Raw genomic sequence first — 16,005 nt, forward strand, 5'->3', positions numbered from 1 at the left:
GACCGAACGAGGGAGACCACCGTGCACGTCGTCATCGTCGGCTCCGGCATCGCCGGCCTGACCGCAGCGATCCGCGCCAGTGCCCTGCACGACGTCACCCTGGTGACGAAGGGGGCGCTCGCCGACAGCGCCACCGCGTACGCCCAGGGCGGGATCGCGGTGGCACTCGGCGCCGACGACTCCGCGGCGCTGCACCAGGCCGACACCCACGTCGCCGCGGCGGGCAGCGCCGACGCCCGGGCCGTCGAGGTCCTGTGCACCGACGGCCCGGCCCGCGTCCGCGACCTACTCGCCCTCGGGGTGCCCTTCGACCGGTCGTCGGACCCGGCGACCCTCGACCGGTACGGCGACGACCTCGCCCGCGGTCGTGAGGCCGCGCACGGGCGGTGGCGCGTCGTGCACGCCGATGGTGACGCGACCGGAGCCGCCATCGAACGCACCCTCATCGCGGCGCTGCACCGCCGACACGTCACGATCCTGGAGCGCACGAGCCTGACCGACCTGGTCGTCCGCGGCGGCGTGGTCGTCGGCGTCGACGTCCTCGACCTGCTCGGCGAACCCCGCCGGCTCGACGCGGACGCCGTCGTCATCGCGTCCGGGGGAGCCGGGCACCTGTACCGCGAGACGACGAACCCCCTGGTCGCGACCGGTGACGGGGTCGCCGCCGCATGGCGCGCCGGCGCCGTCCTCGCCGACCTGGAGTTCGTCCAGTTCCACCCGACGCGGCTGGCCGTCCCCGGTGGCGGCCTGGTGTCCGAAGCCGTCCGCGGTGAAGGTGCCGTCCTCCGCGACGCCGCCGGGCACCGCTTCATGACCGACGTGCACCCGGACGCCGAGCTCGCTCCGCGCGACGTCGTCGCCCGGGGGATCGCCGCCGCGGTGCGCGACCAGGGCGGCGCACCCGTGCTCCTCGACGCCACCGGCCTCGACGCCGCGTTCCTGGTCACGCGCTTCCCCGGACTCACCCGGGCCACCCGCGCCGCCGGGTTCGACTGGACCCGCGAAGGCGTCCCCGTCGCACCGGCCGCGCACTACTCGATGGGCGGCATCGCGACCGACGCCGAGGGCCGCACCAGCCTGCCCGGACTGCTCGCCGTCGGCGAAGCCGCCTGCACCGGGGTCCACGGCGCCAACCGGCTCGCCTCGAACTCCCTGCTCGAGGGACTCGTCTTCGCGGTCCGCGCAGCGGACGCGGTCGCCGCACCGCGACCCGGCCTGCTCCGCCTGCGCGGGGACGCCGGCCTCCACGTCACCAGCGTGCCCCGAGCGGCCGACGCGATCCGGGCCTCTCCCCACCTGCTCGGCCGTCACGCCGCTCCGCAGGCTCCGCAGCGCGCCGGAACCGGCAGGCGTGGGCCCAGTCCGACCCTGCCTGGAGGCGCGACCCACCTCGACGACGTGGGTGCCGTCCGGCAGGCGGTGCAGTCCGTCATGACGGACCGCGTCGGGCTGCTCCGTGACGCCGTCGGGCTGGCCAGCGCACGCCGCGACCTCGACGCGCTGACGGCGCCGACCGGCGGCGGCGTGCGCGAGCACGAGGACCGTGCGCTCCTCGACCTGGCGCGACTCGTCGCGCTCGCCGCCGAGGCCCGCACCGAGTCCCGCGGGGCGCACGCCCGCACCGACCACCCCGACACCGACCCCACCGCCCCGGCCTCGTACGCCTGGGTCGCCGACCACACCGACGCACACCCCGACGCACACCCCGACGAGCACACGGACGAACGCGCCGACGGCTCCGCAGCCGTCCCGCAGGAGGTACCCGCATGACCACCGACCCCGGCACCATCCCGCCGCACGCGCTCCGTCGCGTGATCGAGACCGCGCTCGAGGAGGACGCGCCCTGGGGCGACGTCACCAGCGAGACCCTGATCCCCGCGGAGGCGGCCGCGACCGCGACCCTCGGCGCGCGCGAGCCGGGCGTGCTGAGCGGCGGGGCGGTGTTCGTCGCCGTGATGCACGCCGTCGACCCGTCGATCCAGGCCGTGGTGCACGTCGCCGACGGCACGCGCTTCGCGGCGGGCGACGTCCTCGCGACCGTGACCGGGTCGGCGCGGGCCGTGCTGCGGGCCGAACGGGTCGCCCTCAACCTGGTCCAGCGGATGTCGGGCATCGCGACGACCACCGCGGCCCACGTCGCGGCCGCCGCGGGCACCGCTGCGCGGATCGTCGACACCCGGAAGACGACGCCGGGCCTCCGAGCACTCGAGCGGTACGCCGTCCGGTGCGGTGGCGGACACAACCACCGCACCTCGCTCTCCGACGCCGTGCTCGCCAAGGACAACCACCTGGCGGTGCTCCTGGCCGGCGGGATCGGCATCGGCGACGCGATCGCCCAGGCCCGCCAGCGCCTCGGGCACACCGTGCACGTGGAGGTCGAGGTGGACCGCATCGACCAGATCGAACCCGTCGTCGCGGCGGGGGTCGACACGATCATGCTCGACAACTTCACCCCGGACGAACTCGTGACCGGGGTCGGCATCGTCGCCGGGCGCGCGCTCGTCGAGGCTTCGGGAGGCGTGTCGCTCGACACCGTCGCGGCGATCGCGGCGACAGGCGTCGACGTCATCTCGGTCGGGGCGCTCACCCACTCGGCGCGGGCGCTCGACCTCGGGCTCGACATCGACGTCGCGGTGCCCGAGCACGTCGCGGTGCCGACGGAGCACGTCGCGGTGCCCGTGCGGGACTAGTCGTGTTCTACCTGGACCGCGCCGCCACCACCCCGGTCCGCCGCGAGGTGCTCGAGGCGATGTGGCCCTACCTGACGGGGGTGTTCGGCAACCCCTCGTCGACGCACGGCGTCGGGGACGAGGCCGCGCGGGGACTCACCGCCGCACGGGCCGCCGTCGCCGGGGTGCTCGGGTGCCGGCCCGCCGAGGTCGTCTTCACCACCGGCGGCACCGAGGGGGCGAACACCGCGATCAAGGGGATCGCCCTCGCCGCGCCCCGCGGTCGGCACGTCGTCACGAGCGCCATCGAGCACGAGGCGGTGCTGGAGAGCTGCGCGTACCTCGCCCGCTTCCACGACTTCGACGTCACCGTGCTGCCCGTCGGGTCGGACGGCCGCGTCGACCCGGCGGCGCTGCGAGCGGCCCTCCGTGCGGACACCACGCTCGTCTCGATCGCGCACGCCGACAACGAGATCGGCACCGTGCAGGACGTGCCGGCCCTCGCAGCGGTGGCGCACGAGGTCGGGGCACGGTTCCACACCGACGCCGTGCAGTCCGCGCCCTGGCTGCCGATCGGTCTCGGGGCCCTGGGCGTCGACGCGCTGTCGTTGTCGGGGCACAAGCTCGGTGCCCCGAAGGGCACCGGCGTCCTCGCCGTGCGCTCCGGCGTCCCGCTCGAGCCGCTGCTGCACGGCGGGGGACAGGAGCGGGGGCGGCGGTCCGGCACCGAGGACGTGGCCGGTGCCGTGGCGGTGGCGACCGCACTCGGGCTGGCGGCGGAGACGGTGTGGTCGGGGGAGGGTACGGCGACCACCGTGCGCGACGCGGTGCTCGACGGCGTGCTCGACGCGGTCCCCGGCGCGTTCGTCACCGGGTCGCGGGAGCACCGGCTGCCCGGGCACGCGTCGTTCTGCTTCCCGGGCGTCAACGGCGAGACCGTCCTGCTCGAGCTCGAGCAGCGCGACGTGGTGTCGTCGTCGGGCAGCGCCTGTGCCGCGGGCAGCACCGAGGCCTCCCACGTGCTCACGGCGCTCGGGATCCCCGAGGACGTGGCGCGCACCGCGCTGCGCCTGACGTTCGACGCGGCCCTGACGTCCGACAACGTCCCGGTCGTCGTCGGGGCCGTGGCCGACGCCGTGGCGACCGTCCGCGCTCTCGGCTGAGGTGTACTAGACGTTCTACTCCATCTCTGGGTACGTGTCCCCCCTTCTGCGGACAACCGATCTGCGTCAGAGTGTCGTCATGGCAAACGCGATGATGACCCGGTCACGACGGGACGACCGCTTCCGAGCGGTGCAGCTCCTGCCGGCGCCGGCCACCCTCGTCGCGCTCGCCCTGGCAGCGCAGCACGACCTCGGCACGGCCCCGCTCGGGATCATCGCCGTGGTCGGAGCGCTCGCGACCGCCGGGAGTGCCCTGCTCCCGATGGTCCGGCCAGCCGCCGCCCACCGGTCGATGCCCGCACCGACCGAGACGGACCGGTACCGAGAGGACACCGAACACCCTTGAGGTCCACCACCGTGCGGTTCCCCTGAACCGAGCCGCGCGGTGGACCCAGACCGGATGTCGACCCCCTGATCGACGTCCGGCGCGGGGCGCGACGTTCCCCCTGTCGTCGTGTCCCGCCGTACACCGCGATCCCGCCGTGGGTCGACGTCCGCACCCCTGAGCGGCGTCGGTTCCCCTGCAGCCCACGGCGGGGTCCGGTTCCCCGGTAGCGTCGTCGCATGCCCTCGTACCGCGTGACCCTGGCGATCGGCGCCCTCGCGCCCGGCACGGCACCGGACGCCGTCCTGCCCGCCGCTGCCGCCCTGGTGCGCGAACACGCCGTGGTCGAGGCCGAGGACGTTCGGCTGCTCCGTGGCGTCCCGTGCGCGGTCGTGCGCTTCGAGGCCGAGGACGACCGTGTCGCCGCGGCCGTCCGCGATGCCGCCGTCGACGGGCTGCGGGACGTGGTGGAGATCCGCTCCGACGTCGTCACCCGGCGCGAGGGCGGTCGCTGGATCCCGGTCGCCTGACGGCCTGGCGGTCGCCTGATCGTCAGACGGTGTGCGTCGCCGGCTCGGGGGTCCCCGGCCAGACGTAGTCCAGGTCGTCCGGCACGTCGGGGAACAGCTCCCGGTAGTGCTCCGGCGCCTTCTGCACGAGCTTCGACCGGTGCGAGACGTGCAGGGCCTCGTCGTCGTTCCACGGCGGGATCGGCACGTCGCCGCGCTCGTACGTCGCCAGGTCCTCCGGCACGCGGCCCAGGTCGAGCAGGGTCTTCTCGAGACACGTGTCGGCGTACCCGCGCTCGGCCCAGACGCGGCACGTGGCCTCCTGGTACGCCATCAGCGCCGGGCGGTAGCCGCGCCACATCGCCGTCACCGGGTGGTGCTGCCAGCCGTAGTCGGGGAGCGTCAGCGCTCGCATCACCTGCAGTGTCTCGACCCGCTGCTTGCCGAGCCGCCGGTCGTCGAGGACCTCGGCGGATGCCCGGAAGTCGGCGTACGGCAGGAAGGTCTGCATGGCGCGGACGCTACCCCGACCGACTGGCACCCGACACATGTCGTCACGAACGTGCCGCCCGCCCCGGCAGCGTGTGAGCATCGACCGCATGAGCGGAGAACTGGTCGTCGGCGTCAGTGGCAGCCCATCGGACCCCTCGCGGACCTCGACCCTGGTCGCGGCGACGGTGGCCCGGTTGGCCGAGGAGATCGACGGCGCCCGGACCGAGACGATCGAGATCGGCCCGCTGCTGGCCGACCTCGGAGCGGCCTCGGGTCGCGAGACGATGTCCGACCGCACCCGCCGGGCCCTCGAGACGGTGGAGGCCGCGGACGTGCTCGTCGTCGGCAGCCCGGCCTTCCGGGCGGCCTACTCCGGTGCCTTCAAGCTGTTCTTCGACTGGGTCGGCCAGTACGACCTCGTCGACACCCCGGTGCTCCTGACCGCCACCGGTGGCAGCGACCGGCACGCCCTGCTCGTCGAGCACCAGATGCGCCCGCTGTTCGGGTTCTTCCAGTCCACCACCCTGCCGCTCGGGGTGTTCGGGAACGAGCGGGACTTCACCAAGCGCGAGGGTGGCTACGACATCGCGAGCGTCGACCTGGAGCTCCGCATCGACCAGGCCGTGCGCCGGGCCGTGCCGCTCATCCGCGGCGGCTTCGCCACCGCCGGCCTGACCGACGTGCGGCGCCCCGCCGAGTTCTGATCAGCGTGCCCGCGCCCGGCTCTTCCGGGCGAGCCTGGTGCTTCCGGGCGTACCGGGTCGGAACTCCTCATCAGGTACGCCCGGAACCACCGTGCATCGCGCGTGCGATGGGAAGGAACGGGCGCGACCCAGCGCGACCAGATGGCGGACTGGAGGCCCGTGGCGACGCCGCCACGGGCCTCCCGTTCGGTCGTTGGCTCAGCCGAGCAGGGACGCGACGTGCGCGACCGCCAGGCGGTAGCCGTCGGCGCCCGCGCCGGCGATGACCGCGGTCGCGGCGGTGGCGACGTGGTCGACGTGGCGGAACGGCTCGCGCTTCCACGTGTTCGACAGGTGCACCTCGACGACGGGGACCCACAGGGCCTCCACCGCGTCGTGCAGCGCGACCGAGGTGTGCGCGTAGGCGGCGGGGTTGATGACGACCGCGGCGAAGTCGTCGAGCGCCTCGTGCAGCCACTCGACGAGCTCGCCCTCGCGGTTCGTCTGGCGGAAGTCGGCCTCGAGCCCGTGCACGGCCGCCTCGGTGTGCACGATCGCCTCGATCTCGGCGAGCGTCACGGTGCCGTACTGCTCCGGGTCGCGGCGCCCGAGGATGTCGAGGTTCGGGCCGTTGAGGACGAGGATGCGCGACGCGTCGGTCATGGGCCGAGCGTAGCGAACCGGGGGAGCGCTGCGCGGCTCGGACGATGCATGCGCTGGCTATGTGAACGGTCACAAATCGGTGTAACGTCTCCGTCCGGGTCGGCAGAGTTGTCGACTGCAACACACTGACGTGGAGATGTGAATGGTTCTCGCTGCAGCGAACGAAGGGATCCGGCTCGACTTGGGCTGGGTCGACTACCTGATGATCATCGTGTACTTCGCGGTCGTCATCGGGATCGGGTTCACCGCCCGCAAGCAGGTCCGGACGAGCATGGACTTCTTCCTGTCCGGGCGCTCGATGCCGGCGTGGATCACGGGCCTGGCGTTCGTGTCCGCGAACCTCGGTGCGACCGAGATCCTCGGCATGGCGGCCAACGGTGCCCAGATCGGCATGGCCACCCTGCACTACTACCTCGTCGGCGCCGTGCCCGCGATGGTGTTCCTCGGCCTCGTGATGATGCCGTTCTACTACGGCTCGAAGGTGCGCTCCGTGCCGGAGTTCATGCTGCGCCGCTTCGGCAAGGCGCCGCACCTGGTGAACGCGATCGCGTTCGCGGTGTCGAACGTGCTCATCGCGGGCATCAACCTCTACGCGATGGCCATCGTCATCGAGGCCATGCTCGGCTGGCCGGAGTGGCTGGCGATCATCGTCTCCGCCGGCTTCGTGCTCGTCTACATCACCCTCGGCGGGCTCTCGAGCGCGATCTACAACGAGGTCATGCAGTTCTTCGTGATCATCGCGGGGCTCATCCCGCTGACGATCGTCGGTCTGCACCGCGTCGGCGGCTGGGACGGCCTGTCGAAGGCCATCACCGAGACCCAGGGCGTGCAGCACCTGCAGGCCTGGGCCGGCACCGGCTTCGGCGACGTCACCAACCCGATCGGCGCCAACTGGCTCGCCATCGTGCTCGGCCTGGGCTTCGTGCTCGGGTTCGGCTACTGGACCACGAACTTCACCGAGGTGCAGCGCGCGTTCTCGGCGAAGAACATGTCCGCGGCCCGCCGCACCCCGCTCATCGCCGCGATCCCGAAGCTCTTCATCCCGGCCATCGTCGTGATCCCGGGCCTCATCGCCGCGGCCGTGGTGGGCAACCAGTTCGCCGACGGCACGCTGACCTACAACGACGCGATCCCGAAGCTCATCCAGATGTACCTGCCGACCGGTGTGCTCGGCATCGCGGTGACCGGCCTGCTGGCGTCCTTCATGGCCGGCATGGCGGCGAACGTCTCGTCGTTCAACACCGTCTTCACCTACGACATCTGGCAGCGCTACATCCGCCCGAACATGCCCGACCTGCACTACCTGAAGACCGGCCGCTGGGTCACCGTCGTCGGCGTCGTGGTCGGCATCGCGACCGCGTTCATCGCGGCCCAGGCGTCGAACATCATGACGTACATGCAGACGCTGTTCTCGTTCTTCAACGCACCGCTGTTCGCCGTGTTCATCCTCGGCCTGCTGTGGAAGCGCATGACGACGCAGGGTGCGCTCTGGGGCTACGTCCTCGGCATCGTGACCCCGACGATCACCTGGATCGCCTACCTGCTGAACCCGGACCTGTTCGCCACCGCGACCGCGGAGACCCTGTACGGCGCGATCATCTCGTTCGTCACCGTGCTGGTCGTCGGCTTCGTCGTCTCGATGCTCACCAAGCCGAAGGACGAGAAGGAGCTCGGTGGGCTCGTCTACGGCGTCGGCAAGATCGACCTGCACGGCGACTCGGTCGCGACGGACACCGCCTGGTACCGCTCGCCCGCCCTGCTCGGCACCGTCGCGCTCGTGCTGTGCGTCGTCCTGTACCTCCCGTTCCTCTGATCCGCGAAGGAGACCACTTCTCATGAGTGACACCACCACCCCCGGCGCGATGACCGAGGAGCAGAAGGCAGCCCTCGTCCGCTCCACCCGCCGACTCGACCTGCGCCGCATCCTCGGCGGCCTGTTCGTGCTCTACGGCGTGATCACGACCATCGTCGGGATCGTGCACTGGAACACCGACCCCGAGAAGACCGGCGGGATCCACATCAACCTGTGGGTCGGGATCTCGCTGCTCGTCGGCGGCGGCCTGTTCTTCCTCTGGGACCGCCTGAACCCGGTGCCCGCCGAGGACATCATCGGCCAGGCCGAGGCCGAGTCGCACCAGCGTGCCGCTGGCGAGGGACGCGAGCTGGCCTGAGGCTGCTCGGGTCGGGCGTCCCCGGCCTGACACGGAACGACGAAGTCGCTGTCGGACGACAGCGACTTCATCGTTTCCGGCCTGGGCTGCGCACGTCTTGACCGGAGCCGAGCACGGCGGGTAGCATTGATATGTCGATCGGGTGCTGCTCGGTCGAAAGTGATCCTCGGATGTCCTGCAGCCAGCGCGGGCCCGAGGATTTGCGCTTTCGGGGGCGTGCGTCAGGAAACCAGGATCGGGCTCGTCAGTCCGTGGTCCCCGGCGTGGCCGGCAACATGAGCCCCGCAGGCGATGTCGGCCAACGCGAGGAGCGGCTCTTCGGACGGGTTGAGGTGCTCGAACCGCACTCCATGACCGACTCCACGATCGCGGAGCGCATCGAACATCGCCCGGTCATCCTTGTCCCGGGCGGGTCCGCGCGTCTCGAGGACCACGTGGCCGACCTTCCGCAGCTCGAGTTCGTGCACGAGGCGTTCGATACACCGTCTTCGCCGACGTTCCGTCCGTGCCACGGCGCCGTCGTACCGGACCACGATGACGGTCACCGCACGCCGGAGGAGATCGAGCCACGAGATGCGCTGAGCTGGCAGCGCCTCGTACCAGTGCAGCTTCCGCATGCGCCGAGGGGTCGCCCGTCGAACCGCCTCGCGAGCTTCTTCCTCGCCGTTGATCCGCATGATCACCGCGGCGAGGACGTACGCGGTGTGGTCCCGCCCACCACCCGGTTCTGACCCGTCCACGAAGGCCCGCATCACGCCAGCATATTGTGTACCGGTTGGTTCCCCCATGAAACGGTTGCGCGCTGCTCAAGGTGGGTCCAGGTTGAGCGTGACGAAAGGAACCGCCATGGACACGATGGTCTTCATCAACCTGCCCGTCACGGACCTCGAGCGCTCGAAGGCGTTCTACGAGGCGCTCGGGTACTCGATCAACCCGGCCTTCAGCGACGACACCGCGGCGTGCGTGGTGGTGTCCGAGACGATCTCCGTGATGATCCTGACGACGGCGAAGTTCGCCGAGTTCACCGACAAGACGATCGCCGACGCCGACACGATCGAGGTCATCAACTCGCTCAGCGCCCCGTCGAAGGAGGATGTCCACCGCGTCGTCGACGCCGCGGTCGCTGCCGGCGGCACCGAGGACCGGCCGGAGATGGACCTCGGCTTCATGTACCAGCGGAGCTTCACCGACCCGGACGGACACCGCTGGGAGTACGTCTGGATGGACGAGCAGGCGACGCAGGACGGCCCGCCCGCCGAGTGAGCCAGGCGCTGTCGGCGGCGCCCGCCAGGATGGACGCATGAGCACCGAGCCCGTCGACGCCCCGTCCGTGCCCGACCTCGTCACCGGCGACGACGGCCTCGCCCGGCCGGTCTGGGCGTCGTCGGACGAGCTCCTGCGCGAGTACTACGACACCGAGTGGGGCATGCCCGTCCGCGACGAACGCGGGGTGTTCGAGCGGCTCTCGCTCGAGGCGTTCCAGTCCGGTCTGTCGTGGCGCACGATCCTCGCGAAACGACCGGCGTTCCGTACCGCCTTCGCCGACTTCGACGCCGACACCGTCGCGGCCTTCGGCGAGGACGACGTCGCACGGTTGATGGCCGACGCCGGGATCGTCCGGAACCGCGCGAAGATCCTCGCGACGATCACCAACGCGAATGCCACGATCGCCCTGCGGCAGGACGGTGGGCTCGCCGACTTCGTGTGGTCGTTCCGGCCGACGACCACGCCCGAGCCGCGGTCCGCCGCCGAGGTGCCGACGAAGTCGGACGAATCCCTCGCCCTGTCGAAGGCACTGCGGAAGCGCGGCTTCGCCTTCGTCGGACCGACGACGATGTACGCCCTGATGGAAGCGCTCGGCATCGTCGACACCCACCTGATGGGCAGCCACCGGCGCGGGACCTCCGGCGTCTGGAGCTGACGGGCAAGCCAGCGAGTACGAGAACGGGAACGGGAACGCCGGGACTATGGTCGCGACATGGCCGACGACATCCGGATCGCGTTCCTGCTGTTCCCGCACCTGACCCAGCTCGACCTGACCGGTCCGGCGCAGGTCCTCAGCCGCGTGCCCGGCGCACGGGTCGAGTACGTCGCGGCGACGCTCGACCCGGTGCCGAGCGACTGTGGCCTGTCACTCGTCCCGACGACCACGATGAGCGAAGCCCGAGCGGCGGACGTGCTCGTGGTGCCCGGTGGTGACGGTGCCTTCGACGCGATGCTCGACCCGGACGTCGTGGCCTTCGTGCGGCGCCAGGCCGAGCACGCGACGTGGATCACGTCGGTGTGCACCGGCGCCTTCGTGCTCGGTGCCGCCGGGCTGCTCGCCGGCAGACGCGCGACGACCCACTGGGCCTCGAAACCGATGCTCGAGGCCTTCGGAGCGCAGCCGGTGGACGCCCGGATCGCCCGGGACGGCGCCGTCGTCACCGCCGCCGGCGTGAGCGCGGGCATCGACATGGCGTTGTGGCTCGCGGCCGAGCTCGCCGGACAGTCCGCGGCCGAGGCGATCCAGTTGCAGATCGAGTACGACCCGCAACCGCCGTTCGACAACGGATCGGCCGAGCGTGCAGACGCCGTCGTCGTCACCCGGGCCCGCGCAGCAGCCGAGGAATCGCGCGGCGCGAGGGTGACCCGCGCCGCCGCAGCCGTCCTGCGCTGACGCGGACCTTCGGACGGTCACGAATCCCCGCTGGCCTCCGCCGAGTGGTCACGACACGTCGATCCGGGCGCGGCCAGTCGACACTTCGTGACCGCTCGGGGCCATGCACGCGGGGTGTTGTGACCGGGCGGTGACCCGAGCCGCAGCCGCAGCCGCAGCCGCAGCCGCAGCCGCAGCCGCGCCGCCGCCGCGCGCTAGACCAGCGGCTTCCGCATCTGCGCCGACGTCACCTGGTACCCGAGCGCCGCGTAGAGCTCCTGCGCCCCGGTGTTGTAGCCGAACACGTTCAGCCCGATGCTCGTCGCACCGTTGTCGGCGGCGGCGCGGTGCCCGAGTTCGAGCGCCCGACGCGCGTGCCCGCGGCGCCGGTGCGCCTCGTCGATCTCGACGTTGAACACCCACCAATCGGTGCTGCCCGGCGTGAGCGGTCCGATCCACAGGTACCCGATGACGGTGTCGTCCTGGTCGATGACGTCCCACACGAGGTGCCCGTCGGCGGGAGACCCGCCCGGGAACCAACGGTCCCGCGACTGCTGTTCGTTCGCCTCGGCCTGCTCGCGGGTCTCGCCCGCCTGCATCCGTGACTCGACGTACTCGGCCATCGTGCGCCGGAGCCAGGCCGGGAGGCGCGTGGCCGGCATCGGTGCCAGCCGCGTGTCCGTCATCGGTTGCCCTTGGAACCCCGGCTCGGCTTGCCGCGCATCTTGCCGCGACCGGGCGTGGGCCCCTTGCCGGTGTTCGACTTCTTGCCGCTGCCGGACTTCCCGCTGCCGGGCGACTTGGCTTTGGCCTTGCCGCCGGCGCCGCCGCCGCCGGCGGAGCCGCCCTTGGAGCCCGGCGCACCCGACCCGCCCGACCCACCGGACGAGCCCTTGGCGGCCGACCCGGCCTTGGTGCCGCCACGAGCCGGACGCGAGCCGTCGTCGTCGTCGCGATCCGTGCCTCCCGGCTGGCGCGAACTGTTGGCGGTCCGCCCACGCACCACGCCGATGAACTCCTCGGTGGTCTCGGTGGCGTCCTCGTCCCGCCAGACCAGCGCGATGCGCGTGCCCTCGGCGTTCATGAGCGGACGACCCACCAGGTCCTTGCGGCTGGCGGCGCGGAACAGCGACTGGGGCAGCACGACGACGCCGACGTTCGCCTCGACCAGGTCGAGCGATCCGTCGATGTCGGCCGGAACCGGGCCGGCGTCGATCACGTGGACCTCGGCGTCGGCGAGGTCGACCTCGGCGAGTTCGGCGAGGGGGGAGTCCTTGGGCATCGCGACGACGGCCGTCTCGGTCCAGAGCGGGATGGCGTTGTGCTGCTCGGACACGGGCATGCGTGCGAAGACCATGTCGGCCTCGCCCGCCAGCGTGTCGTCGACGTCGTCGGCGCCGATCGGCCGCAGCCGGAGCTCGACGGAGGGGAAGCGTTCCCGCCAGACACGGGCCCACTTTGCGGGGGAGACCCCCGGCACGAAGGCGATGGTGAGAGCCGCGGTCATGCAGACGAGCATAGGGGCCGTACCCTTGTCCTCATGGCGCAGGAACAGACCATGAAGCCCGAGACGGCTGCGAAGAAGCTCGGCATCTTGCTGACGGCCGCTCCGGAGTCCTTCCAGAGCGCTCCCCTCACGCGGACCGCCTTCGACGAGCTCCGGACCGAACCCCCGACCTGGCTCGAGGACCTCCGACGCGACGGCCCGCACCCGCGACCCGTCGTGGCGCAGAAGCTCGGGATCTCCATCTCCGGCCTGAGCCGTGCGGGGATCGACGACGCACTGACGACGGCGGACATCAAGACGCTGCTCGAGCAGAAGCCCGAGTGGCTCGTCCGCGAACGCGCGACGCAGGCCGCCGTGCACGCCGAGAACGCCCGCGTGAAGCAGGAGCGCGCCGCCAAGGCCGCTGCCCGCGCCGAGGACTGACCCCACCCCGCACCACTCCGCCGCACCGAGGACGCCCCACGTGCACGAGACCGTCGCCGACGCCATGCTCGTCGTGCCGCAGTTCGCGTCCGTGTGCTGCATCGTCGGTGACCGCTACCGACCGCGCCCGGGCGTGATCGTGCCGGCGGGCGTGATGCTCGTCGCGATGCTCATGCCCGTCGTCGACGCCGGTGCGGTGTGGACCCTGTTCGCCGCGACCCTCCTGCTCCTGCTCGCGCCGTTGCCCGTGATGCGTCGCCGCCGCGCCGACGGTCGCCGCGCGGAGCCGATGGACGTCCACCGCGCGCTCTCCGCCGTCGTGATGGCCGGGATGCTGCTGATGGGTCACGCCTCGGGCGTCGCCGGCGACCACGCCGGGCACGGCATCGCCCTGTCCGCGGTGCTCGGCGCCGGTGTGATCGGCTACTGCGCGTTCAGCGGTTGGCTGCTCCGGTACGAGTGGGGCCGCGAGGACCGGCGGGCCGTCCGCAGCGGCGAGGTCTTCGCGATGACCGTCGCCGTGGTGGGCATGACCCTGGCGATGTAGCGGAGCCCGCGCCGGTCACGGCCCCCGCAGCCGGTCCGTCGAGTCCGTCAGTCGCGCGCGGCGCCGTCCGCCCGGGCATCCGCGTGCGTCACCCGCTGCTTCGCCGCCTGGATCGTGTCCTTCGGCACCGGCGGCACACCCCGCCGGATCCCGCGCAGGCCGACGACGAACAGAACAGCGGTCACGATCGCGAACACGACGAACGTGATCCCGGTCGCCGCCCACAGCGGCAGCGCCAGGGCGAGCAGCGCCACCGCGAAGCCGGCCAGCGCGACCAGGGTGGTCACGGCGAACCCGACGGCCACCCCGGTGAGCACCAGCCCGGTCTTCGCACCGCTCGCGCGCTCGCCGATCTCGCGCCGCGCCGAGGCGACCTCGTCGCGCACGGCCCGCAGCACCGGTTCGAGGGCCTTCTGCACGAGTCCCGCGGTCACCGTGTCGCGGAACGACGGCCGTCCGGGAGCGGTGGTGTCGTCGTGGTCGGTGCTGCTCATGGGGTCTCCTGTCCGGGCGCGGCGGTCCGCGTCCCCTGACGGGACGCGACCGTTCCGATGATCGTCACGCCTGCTCGCGTGCGCCCGGTGCGTTCCCAGGTTGTGCGACGGACGGGAGGCCCGCCCCGCGTCGACGACGCTGGACGGGCCTCCCGGGTGGTCGGGCCCACGGCCCTACTCGGTGACCTCCTCGAGGTCGTCGATCCCACGGGCGACGGCCGCTGCGCGGCGGGCACGCATCGACGGCGCGGCGAGCGCGGCGAGCACGGCCACGACCGCCACGCCGGTGCACGCCCAGAACCCGATGGTGAACGCGTCGTCGGTCGGCAGTCCCTGCGGCGTGCTGTGCGAGGTGATCAGCGCTGCGATGACGGCGGTGCCGACGCTCGAGCCGATGGTGCGGACGACCGTGTTGGCGCTGATGGCCTCACCGGTCTGGTTCGCGGGGACGCTCTCGATGATCGCGTTCGAGCAGGCGGCGAGGGCCATGCCGATGCCGATGCCGGTCAGGACACCGGAGGCCACCACCTGCCACAGCTCGGCGTGTGCGATCGCCGGCAGCACGAACGCGGCGACGATGGCGAACCCGCCGATGAGCATCGGCGGCTTCGGGCCGACCTTGCGCACCAGGATGCCCGCGATGGGCCCGGCGACGACCATCATCACGACGGTCGGCAGCAGGAAGAGACCGGCCTGGGTGACGTCCTTGCCGAAGCCGTAGCCGAGCGCCGTCGGGAGCTGCAGGAGCGTCGGCACGAGGACGAAGGTGCCGAACATCGCGAACCCGAAGACGAGTGCGACGACGTGGGCGGTCCAGACCCCGCGGACCGCGAAGAGCCGGACGTCGATGAGCGGCTCGGCGACCCGGAGCTCGACGAGGACGAACACGACCAGAGCGACGGCGCCGAGGACCAGCAGCCCGATGGTCTTGCCGTCGCCCCAGCCCCAGGTCTCGCCCTCGCTGACGGCGAGCAGGATCGCGACGAGCGACACCGCCAGGACGAACGTGCCGGCCATGTCCAGGCGGCCGGGCTTCCGCACCGGGGACTCCGGCATGCCGAAGACGGCGCCGAGCAGTGCGATGACGACGAGCACGGCGGGGAGCCAGAACAGCCAGTGCCACGACAGGTGCTCGACGATGGGTCCGGCGGCGACGATGCCGACACCGGCACCGATGCCGAAGATCGCGGACAGCAGGCCGATGGTGACGCTGACCTTCTCCTTCGGCAGCTCGTCACGCACGATGCCGATCGACAGCGGCATCACGGCTCCGGCGGCACCCTGCAGCGCGCGCCCGACGATCAGGACGCCGAGGTTCGGAGCGAGGGCGGCGAGCACGGCGCCGACGAGCAGGATCGACAGCACCACGATCAGGACCTTGCGCTTCCCGATCATGTCGCCGAGGCGACCGAGGATCGGCGTGAGCACCGAGGCGGAGAGCAGGTAGGCGGTGAGCACCCAGCTCGTCGCACTGGTGGAGGCGCCGAGGTCCTGCCCGATGGTCGACAGTGCCGGGGCGACGAGCGACTGCAGGACGGCGAAGGACAGGCCGCCGAGGGACAGGTAGACGATGATCGCCGTGCTGTTCGGCCGGCGTCCGTCGGTGGTGGGGTGCGAGCCGGTCCGTGGGCTCTGCATGGTGTCGGTCATCGTGCTCCGTGTCGTCGTGGTCGTCAATGTAAACAATTGCTGACATGACGAGCGTACGCGCTCGGGGGAGC

Annotated in this window: 20 protein-coding genes; 14 read left to right on the top strand and 6 right to left on the bottom strand. The window is 71.9% G+C overall.

The window, feature by feature from the left end; translation table 11 throughout:
• Positions 1-21: 21 nt before the first annotated feature.
• The 5 genes from BR70_RS0112170 to BR70_RS0112190 all read left to right on the top strand — a co-directional run bounded on the left by BR70_RS0112170 (position 22) and on the right by BR70_RS0112190 (position 4,687).
• Positions 22-1,770 (top strand): L-aspartate oxidase, encoded by a 1,749-nt coding sequence (locus tag BR70_RS0112170; RefSeq protein ID WP_027466295.1) that lies wholly within the window; start codon positions 22-24, stop codon positions 1,768-1,770.
• Positions 1,767-2,690 (top strand): carboxylating nicotinate-nucleotide diphosphorylase, encoded by a 924-nt coding sequence (gene nadC / locus BR70_RS0112175; protein WP_027466296.1) that lies wholly within the window; start codon positions 1,767-1,769, stop codon positions 2,688-2,690. The genes BR70_RS0112170 and nadC overlap by 4 nt, the downstream gene beginning before the upstream one ends.
• A 2-nt stretch (positions 2,691-2,692) precedes the next feature.
• Entirely contained in the window at positions 2,693-3,832 is a 1,140-nt protein-coding gene (locus tag BR70_RS0112180) for a cysteine desulfurase family protein (RefSeq protein ID WP_027466297.1), read from the top strand.
• Between the two features lie 79 nt (positions 3,833-3,911).
• Positions 3,912-4,178: a hypothetical protein gene (locus BR70_RS0112185; RefSeq protein ID WP_155896877.1), complete on the top strand. Its 267-nt coding sequence runs from the start codon at positions 3,912-3,914 to the stop codon at positions 4,176-4,178.
• Positions 4,179-4,396: 218 nt separating this feature from the next.
• Positions 4,397-4,687, top strand: coding sequence for a hypothetical protein (locus BR70_RS0112190; protein ID WP_017888538.1), 291 nt, complete (start codon positions 4,397-4,399; stop codon positions 4,685-4,687).
• Between the two features lie 22 nt (positions 4,688-4,709).
• Here the strand turns inward: BR70_RS0112190 and BR70_RS0112195 are convergent, their stop codons facing one another.
• Positions 4,710-5,177 carry an MSMEG_6728 family protein gene (locus tag BR70_RS0112195; protein ID WP_027466299.1) on the bottom strand — a complete coding sequence of 156 codons (468 nt, stop codon included), beginning with the start codon at positions 5,175-5,177 and terminating at the stop codon, positions 4,710-4,712.
• Between the two features lie 88 nt (positions 5,178-5,265).
• On the opposite strand from BR70_RS0112195, the gene BR70_RS0112200 reads away from it, so the two are divergent.
• The gene (locus BR70_RS0112200) at positions 5,266-5,862 is read left to right on the top strand and encodes an NAD(P)H-dependent oxidoreductase (RefSeq protein WP_027466300.1); all 597 of its coding nucleotides are present in this window, start codon (positions 5,266-5,268) and stop codon (positions 5,860-5,862) included.
• A gap of 198 nt (positions 5,863-6,060) precedes the next feature.
• On the opposite strand, the gene aroQ is transcribed toward BR70_RS0112200, so the two are convergent.
• Positions 6,061-6,504, bottom strand: a complete 444-nt coding sequence (gene aroQ, locus BR70_RS0112205; protein ID WP_027466301.1) for a type II 3-dehydroquinate dehydratase — start codon at positions 6,502-6,504, stop codon at positions 6,061-6,063.
• Between the two features lie 142 nt (positions 6,505-6,646).
• Here aroQ and BR70_RS0112210 point away from each other — a divergent pair, with 142 nt between their 5' ends.
• From BR70_RS0112210 to BR70_RS0112235, 6 genes are all read left to right on the top strand, one after another.
• Positions 6,647-8,317: a sodium:solute symporter family protein gene (locus BR70_RS0112210; protein WP_027466302.1), complete on the top strand. Its 1,671-nt coding sequence runs from the start codon at positions 6,647-6,649 to the stop codon at positions 8,315-8,317.
• 22 nt (positions 8,318-8,339) lie between these two features.
• On the top strand, positions 8,340-8,675 hold the full coding sequence (locus BR70_RS0112215) for a hypothetical protein (protein WP_027466303.1): 336 nt from the start codon (positions 8,340-8,342) through the stop codon (positions 8,673-8,675).
• A 263-nt stretch (positions 8,676-8,938) separates the two neighbouring features.
• Positions 8,939-9,406 (top strand): hypothetical protein, encoded by a 468-nt coding sequence (locus BR70_RS23325; protein WP_155896878.1) that lies wholly within the window; start codon positions 8,939-8,941, stop codon positions 9,404-9,406.
• 115 nt (positions 9,407-9,521) lie between these two features.
• A complete protein-coding gene (locus tag BR70_RS0112225; protein WP_027466305.1) occupies positions 9,522-9,938 on the top strand; it encodes a VOC family protein in 417 nt (138 codons plus the stop codon).
• Between the two features lie 37 nt (positions 9,939-9,975).
• Complete coding sequence (locus BR70_RS0112230) at positions 9,976-10,596, top strand: DNA-3-methyladenine glycosylase I (protein WP_027466306.1); 621 nt, start codon at positions 9,976-9,978, stop codon at positions 10,594-10,596.
• A 57-nt stretch (positions 10,597-10,653) separates the two neighbouring features.
• Positions 10,654-11,334 carry a DJ-1/PfpI family protein gene (locus BR70_RS0112235; protein ID WP_027466307.1) on the top strand — a complete coding sequence of 227 codons (681 nt, stop codon included), beginning with the start codon at positions 10,654-10,656 and terminating at the stop codon, positions 11,332-11,334.
• A gap of 194 nt (positions 11,335-11,528) precedes the next feature.
• Here the strand turns inward: BR70_RS0112235 and BR70_RS0112240 are convergent, their stop codons facing one another.
• Positions 11,529-11,999 carry a GNAT family N-acetyltransferase gene (locus BR70_RS0112240; RefSeq protein ID WP_051596882.1) on the bottom strand — a complete coding sequence of 157 codons (471 nt, stop codon included), beginning with the start codon at positions 11,997-11,999 and terminating at the stop codon, positions 11,529-11,531.
• Positions 11,996-12,820 (bottom strand): LysR family transcriptional regulator substrate-binding protein, encoded by an 825-nt coding sequence (locus tag BR70_RS0112245; protein ID WP_027466309.1) that lies wholly within the window; start codon positions 12,818-12,820, stop codon positions 11,996-11,998. Before BR70_RS0112245 ends, BR70_RS0112240 begins: the two co-directional genes overlap by 4 nt.
• A 33-nt stretch (positions 12,821-12,853) precedes the next feature.
• Here BR70_RS0112245 and BR70_RS0112250 point away from each other — a divergent pair, with 33 nt between their 5' ends.
• Both BR70_RS0112250 and BR70_RS0112255 read left to right on the top strand, forming a co-directional pair.
• The gene (locus BR70_RS0112250; protein WP_017888549.1) at positions 12,854-13,243 is read left to right on the top strand and encodes a DUF5997 family protein; all 390 of its coding nucleotides are present in this window, start codon (positions 12,854-12,856) and stop codon (positions 13,241-13,243) included.
• Between the two features lie 40 nt (positions 13,244-13,283).
• Complete coding sequence (locus BR70_RS0112255; protein WP_017888550.1) at positions 13,284-13,790, top strand: hypothetical protein; 507 nt, start codon at positions 13,284-13,286, stop codon at positions 13,788-13,790.
• Between the two features lie 47 nt (positions 13,791-13,837).
• On the opposite strand, the gene BR70_RS20805 is transcribed toward BR70_RS0112255, so the two are convergent.
• Both BR70_RS20805 and BR70_RS0112265 read right to left on the bottom strand, forming a co-directional pair.
• On the bottom strand, positions 13,838-14,284 hold the full coding sequence (locus tag BR70_RS20805) for a phage holin family protein (protein ID WP_035808831.1): 447 nt from the start codon (positions 14,282-14,284) through the stop codon (positions 13,838-13,840).
• Positions 14,285-14,458: 174 nt separating this feature from the next.
• Entirely contained in the window at positions 14,459-15,934 is a 1,476-nt protein-coding gene (locus BR70_RS0112265; protein WP_027466310.1) for an MFS transporter, read from the bottom strand.
• Positions 15,935-16,005: the final 71 nt, after the last annotated feature.

Origin of the sequence: Curtobacterium sp. UNCCL17 (assembly GCF_000686685.1) — a bacterium.
GTDB lineage: Bacteria > Actinomycetota > Actinomycetes > Actinomycetales > Microbacteriaceae > Curtobacterium > Curtobacterium flaccumfaciens.

Excerpts from the sequence above, each read along its gene's own strand:
- nadC (WP_027466296.1), top strand. The coding sequence starts at position 1,767 with ATGACCACCGACCCCGGCACCATCCCGCCGCACGCGCTCCGTCGCGTG.
- BR70_RS0112185 (WP_155896877.1), top strand. The coding sequence starts at position 3,912 with ATGGCAAACGCGATGATGACCCGGTCACGACGGGACGACCGCTTCCGA.
- BR70_RS0112190 (WP_017888538.1), top strand. The coding sequence starts at position 4,397 with ATGCCCTCGTACCGCGTGACCCTGGCGATCGGCGCCCTCGCGCCCGGC.
- BR70_RS0112195 (WP_027466299.1), bottom strand. The coding sequence starts at position 5,177 with ATGCAGACCTTCCTGCCGTACGCCGACTTCCGGGCATCCGCCGAGGTC.
- BR70_RS0112200 (WP_027466300.1), top strand. The coding sequence starts at position 5,266 with ATGAGCGGAGAACTGGTCGTCGGCGTCAGTGGCAGCCCATCGGACCCC.
- aroQ (WP_027466301.1), bottom strand. The coding sequence starts at position 6,504 with ATGACCGACGCGTCGCGCATCCTCGTCCTCAACGGCCCGAACCTCGAC.
- BR70_RS0112210 (WP_027466302.1), top strand. The coding sequence starts at position 6,647 with ATGGTTCTCGCTGCAGCGAACGAAGGGATCCGGCTCGACTTGGGCTGG.
- BR70_RS0112215 (WP_027466303.1), top strand. The coding sequence starts at position 8,340 with ATGAGTGACACCACCACCCCCGGCGCGATGACCGAGGAGCAGAAGGCA.
- BR70_RS0112225 (WP_027466305.1), top strand. The coding sequence starts at position 9,522 with ATGGACACGATGGTCTTCATCAACCTGCCCGTCACGGACCTCGAGCGC.
- BR70_RS0112230 (WP_027466306.1), top strand. The coding sequence starts at position 9,976 with ATGAGCACCGAGCCCGTCGACGCCCCGTCCGTGCCCGACCTCGTCACC.
- BR70_RS0112235 (WP_027466307.1), top strand. The coding sequence starts at position 10,654 with ATGGCCGACGACATCCGGATCGCGTTCCTGCTGTTCCCGCACCTGACC.
- BR70_RS0112240 (WP_051596882.1), bottom strand. The coding sequence starts at position 11,999 with ATGACGGACACGCGGCTGGCACCGATGCCGGCCACGCGCCTCCCGGCC.
- BR70_RS0112245 (WP_027466309.1), bottom strand. The coding sequence starts at position 12,820 with ATGACCGCGGCTCTCACCATCGCCTTCGTGCCGGGGGTCTCCCCCGCA.
- BR70_RS0112250 (WP_017888549.1), top strand. The coding sequence starts at position 12,854 with ATGGCGCAGGAACAGACCATGAAGCCCGAGACGGCTGCGAAGAAGCTC.
- BR70_RS20805 (WP_035808831.1), bottom strand. The coding sequence starts at position 14,284 with ATGAGCAGCACCGACCACGACGACACCACCGCTCCCGGACGGCCGTCG.
- BR70_RS0112265 (WP_027466310.1), bottom strand. The coding sequence starts at position 15,934 with ATGACCGACACCATGCAGAGCCCACGGACCGGCTCGCACCCCACCACC.